This window comes from Nocardia sp. NPDC058640, from assembly GCF_042716995.1.
In the GTDB taxonomy this organism is placed as follows: domain Bacteria; phylum Actinomycetota; class Actinomycetes; order Mycobacteriales; family Mycobacteriaceae; genus Nocardia.
In genome coordinates this window covers 1-3,482 of the sequence record NZ_JBHXRG010000062.1, presented here as the reverse complement: position 1 = coordinate 3,482, position 3,482 = coordinate 1, and the positions used below count along the sequence as shown (strand labels likewise).

Here is a 3,482-nt window from a genome sequence, read left to right as displayed (position 1 = left end):
TGTTCCATATCCTCTGAAAACGACACGGTCGTCGCAACCTCTCAATCGAGAGTGTTGCGACGACCGCGTGAACCCGCCTTTCGGTACGGGCGGTTTCGTTTTGTGCGTCGGACGATTTCCGCGAACTCTTTATGGGTATATCTATCGAAGTCAGAGAGTCGCTGGAACGTACAGCGGAACTGTCGCCTATATTCCTCTCGAGCTGAACCCCTGCGAGACTCCTGGACCGCCACGCGGTCAACGTTCTCCCCGCGGCGGCGGGGATGATCCCGACGAGATCGACGCTGAGAGGTGGTTTGCCGCATGACCGATCTGGTGACCGGATTCGAGTCCGACACCTATTCGAGCACGCCCCTGCAGCGGGTGGCGGGCAAGCTGGAGCGGGTTCTGCCGCCGGGCTGGCGGGTCGAGGTCGTCGACCTGCCCGCCCGGGGCGAGGTGGCCGCGCAGCCGGTGCTGCGGGTACTGATGCCCTAGCCGGTCCAGCAGAATGATGTGCACGCGTCAGTGCGGGTGCACGCGTAGGACTGCTATTCGGTCCAGCCCATCGGCATCAGGACTGATTTCTGTTCGCAGAAGGCGTCGAGTCCTTCCGGGCCGTTTTCGCGGCCGATGCCCGAATTCTTGTAGCCGCCGAACGGTGCGGTCGGGTCGAAGGCGTACCAGTTGATCGCGAAGGTGCCGGTGCGGATTCGTGCCGCGACCTCGACGCCGTGGTCGATATCGGTGGTCCACACCGAACCGGCGAGGCCGTAGTCGGAGTCGTTGGCGATCGCGATGGCCTCGTCCTCGGTCTCGTACGGGATCACCGAGAGCACCGGGCCGAAGATCTCCTCCTGGGCGATGGTGCTCGCGTTGTCGACGTCGGCGAAGATCGTCGGCTCGACGAACCAGCCGCGCTCCAGACCCGCGGGCCTGCCGCCGCCGAGTACCAGTCGCGCGCCCTCTGCTTTGCCCTTGGCGATGTAGCCCTCTACGCGGTCGCGCTGCTTTTCGCTGATCAGCGGCCCGAGCTGGGTGGCGGGATCGGTCGGATCGCCGGTCTGCATGGTCTTCACATGCGCGACCAATGCGTCGACGATCTCGTCATAGCGACTGCGCGGCGCGAGAATTCGCGTCTGCGCGACGCAACCCTGTCCACTGTTCATCAGCGCGGAGAACGCGAGCACGGGAATGCCGGCGGCCAGGTCGACATCGGGCAGCACGATCGCGGCCGACTTGCCGCCGAGCTCGAGCGAGACGGTCTTGAGCTGCTCGCCGGCGATCGCGGCCAGCTTCCGGCCGACCGGCGTGCTGCCGGTGAAGGTCACCTTGTCGACGCCCGGATGGCCCGCGAGGTACTCACTGGCCTCGGCCTCGGCGGGCAGCACGGAGAGCACGCCGTCGGGCAGACCGGCCTCGGTGAAGATGTCGGCGAGGATGTTCGCGGTCAACGGCGTGAGCGGTGACGGCTTGAGCACCACGGTACAGCCGGCCAACAGCGCGGGTCCGAGCTTGTTCGCGGCGAGGAACAACGGGACATTCCAGGCGGTGATCGCGGCGACGACGCCGCGCGGTTCCCGTGATACGCGCGAAGTTCCGAACAGGCCGACTCGAGTCTCGTTCCAGGCGAAGGTTTTCGCGAGTTCGGCGAGTGCGTCCAAGGCCGCGACGGCGGGAATCTGGTTGAGTGTCAAGGCCGCTAACGTCGGCGCGCCCATCTCCGCGGTGAGCGCGGCGAGCAATTCCGGCGAACGCTGCTCGATCAGCCGGGCGACCTTGGTGAGTACCTCGGCTCGTTCCAATGGGGGCGTGGATGGCCACGGCCCGCTGTCGAACGCGTCGCGCGCCGCGGCCACCGCCGCGTCGACATCGGCATTCGTTACCGCGGGCACGCTGCCGACGGTCTCCTCTGTTGCCGGGGAGATCACCGAAATGCGGTCACTACCGGCCGGGGTGGTCCACTTACCGCCGATGAACAGACTGTCGTAGTGCATGAGAACACGTTACAGTTGTGCGGTCGAATTGTCTGCAACCTGTTCTAATTCGCTGTGCCGCAACGACTGTGAAGATTGCGAATTCCGACCTGCCGGTTCGCTATTCGGGGAAACGCACTATTGCGTTCCGGTGATGAAAAGGGGATGCTTTAGCTACTGATCAGCTCGCTCGATTCATCGGACATTAACAGCGAATTGGGGAGACCGACTCATGGCTGTGCAAGTGATCGGCCGATCGTTGATGACCAGCGATCAGACCGACCATCAAGCGAAAAGTGTGGGCAGTGGCGGATGGGTTGTCTCATTCCTGCCGGGCCGCACACTCACGATCGAGCAGGCGACTGCCGCTATCCAGGCCGCTGAGGCGGTTGCGATGGTCGGCGCGCTCGCCGATCAGGTCGGCCTGACCACGTTGGAGACCGTCGGCCTGGCGATTCAGGAATCGCCGTGGGACAGGGTATTACCCGAGCCGATTCGGCGGACCCGGCGGTTGAGCTGGCTGGCGTGATCAAGCTTTGGTAGCGACCACTACCAGGTTGCTCACCAATAGCTCTCGGACCAACGGAATTCGGACCAGCCACCAGGCCCACTTCGGGTGGTAACGGGGAAAGATAGTGCGCACGTCGGCGGAAGTCGTTGCCGCCCAGCGCAGTCCGTCTTCCGCCGTCACCGCGAACAGTGACCTGCCGAACCTGTTCTTGGGTTCGCGTCCGTGCTTGCGTCGGTACCGTCGCGCGGCGAACTCGCCACCGAGGTAGTGCCACAGGCCGGTCTCGTGCCCGCCGAAAGGCCCGTGCCACACCGTGTACGAGTACACGATGAGGCCGCCGGGCCTGGTCACCCGCACCATCTCGTCGGCCATGAGCCACGGCTGCGGCACGTGCTCGGCGACGTTGGACGAGAAGCACACGTCGAAAGCGTTGTCCCGGAACGGCAATGCCATGCCCGACCCGCGCACCGAACCCGACACCCGCAGCCCCGCCGCGTGCATCTCCGACGGGTCCGGCTCCACCGAGACATACCGCGCGCCCACGGCGGTGAACTCGTCGGCGAAGTATCCGGGGCCGCCGCCGACGTCCAGGACCACGGTGCCGGTGAGGTCGCGGCCGGTGATGTCGGCGTAGAAGTCGCTGATCAGCTCGGCGCTGTCGGTGGCGATGCCGCCGTAGAAGCGGGCCGGGTCGGACTGCTCGAAGCGGAAGCTGGTGAGCAGGCGAAGCGAGCGACGCAGGGTGGCGCGGCGCGCGAACCGGGATCGGTCACGGCGCGCGACGGGCTGCTCGGTTCTCGGCGGGGTGGCGGTCGACACGGGCAGAGTTTATGGGTTACCCGTTCGGGTGCGGTTGGTGGTGGGAGGTTCGGGGGGATTCCGGGCGGGATTCAGGGTTTTGGTGGTCCCAGGCTGTACGGGCTGTGTTTTGGAGCGCTGGCGCGCTCGAGCGCGGCCCCTGAGGGGCCGCGAGTTAGCCACCGTTGCTGGAGGCTGCGCCTCGGACGCAACGGCGG

At 65.7% G+C, this 3,482-nt stretch carries 4 protein-coding genes; 2 read left to right on the top strand and 2 right to left on the bottom strand.

What is annotated here, in order from left to right:
* Positions 1–303 precede the first annotated feature (303 nt).
* On the top strand, positions 304–477 hold the full coding sequence (locus ACFWU5_RS29010) for a hypothetical protein (protein WP_379270069.1): 174 nt from the start codon (positions 304–306) through the stop codon (positions 475–477).
* Positions 478–530: 53 nt separating this feature from the next.
* Here ACFWU5_RS29010 and ACFWU5_RS29005 read toward each other — a convergent pair whose 3' ends face one another.
* Positions 531–1,976, bottom strand: a complete 1,446-nt coding sequence (locus ACFWU5_RS29005) for an aldehyde dehydrogenase (protein WP_379270067.1) — start codon at positions 1,974–1,976, stop codon at positions 531–533.
* A 211-nt stretch (positions 1,977–2,187) separates the two neighbouring features.
* Between ACFWU5_RS29005 and ACFWU5_RS29000 the strand changes: the two genes are divergently transcribed.
* Positions 2,188–2,484, top strand: coding sequence for a hypothetical protein (locus tag ACFWU5_RS29000; RefSeq protein ID WP_379270065.1), 297 nt, complete (start codon positions 2,188–2,190; stop codon positions 2,482–2,484).
* On the opposite strand, the gene ACFWU5_RS28995 is transcribed toward ACFWU5_RS29000, so the two are convergent.
* Positions 2,485–3,285 (bottom strand): methyltransferase domain-containing protein, encoded by an 801-nt coding sequence (locus ACFWU5_RS28995; RefSeq protein ID WP_379247864.1) that lies wholly within the window; start codon positions 3,283–3,285, stop codon positions 2,485–2,487.
* Positions 3,286–3,482: the final 197 nt, after the last annotated feature.

What these genes read in the sequence shown, in the direction of transcription:
- ACFWU5_RS29010 (WP_379270069.1), top strand. Translation starts at nt 304, where the DNA reads ATGACCGATCTGGTGACCGGATTCGAGTCCGACACCTATTCGAGCACG.
- ACFWU5_RS29005 (WP_379270067.1), bottom strand. Translation starts at nt 1,976, where the DNA reads ATGCACTACGACAGTCTGTTCATCGGCGGTAAGTGGACCACCCCGGCC.
- ACFWU5_RS29000 (WP_379270065.1), top strand. Translation starts at nt 2,188, where the DNA reads ATGGCTGTGCAAGTGATCGGCCGATCGTTGATGACCAGCGATCAGACC.